The organism is Vibrio crassostreae 9ZC13 (assembly GCF_000272045.2).
Lineage (GTDB): Bacteria > Pseudomonadota > Gammaproteobacteria > Enterobacterales > Vibrionaceae > Vibrio > Vibrio crassostreae_C.
On sequence record NZ_AJYZ02000029.1, the window covers coordinates 1 to 404 of the forward strand.

Sequence of the window (404 nt, forward strand, 5' to 3'; positions counted from 1 at the left end):
ATAGGCAATGGTTCTCAATTTGATAAAAGCCGTGATTTCTCTGCTTGGCTAGGACTCGTACCAAAACAATATTCGACGGGAGGAAAGCCACGCTTAGGTCGGATAACCAAACACGGCGATAAATACTTACGAACACTATTAGTTCACGGAGCAAGGACCGTGATTGCCAACCTTGGCGACAAGCAAGATAAGCTAAGTCAGTGGTGTCGAGGCGTTCTAGAACGGAGAGGAATGAACCGAGCAATAGTGGCACTTGCTGCGAAAAACGCACGAATTATATGGTCGCTTTTACACAATCAAACCGAATATAAAAACTATGCTGCTTAAGTAAAAAGCTAAGCAACATAAAGAGTTAAACCCACCGGGTCATTGCAGACGCTAATGATGGAGATAGGTTAAGACCA

1 protein-coding gene is annotated in these 404 nt (G+C 43.8%); it reads left to right on the forward strand.

The annotated features are described in order from the left end of the window. The coding region (locus A136_RS10770) for an IS110 family transposase (RefSeq protein ID WP_017063650.1) at positions 1-327 on the forward strand (327 nt) is incomplete at its 5' end. Between the last annotated feature and the right edge of the window lie 77 nt (positions 328-404).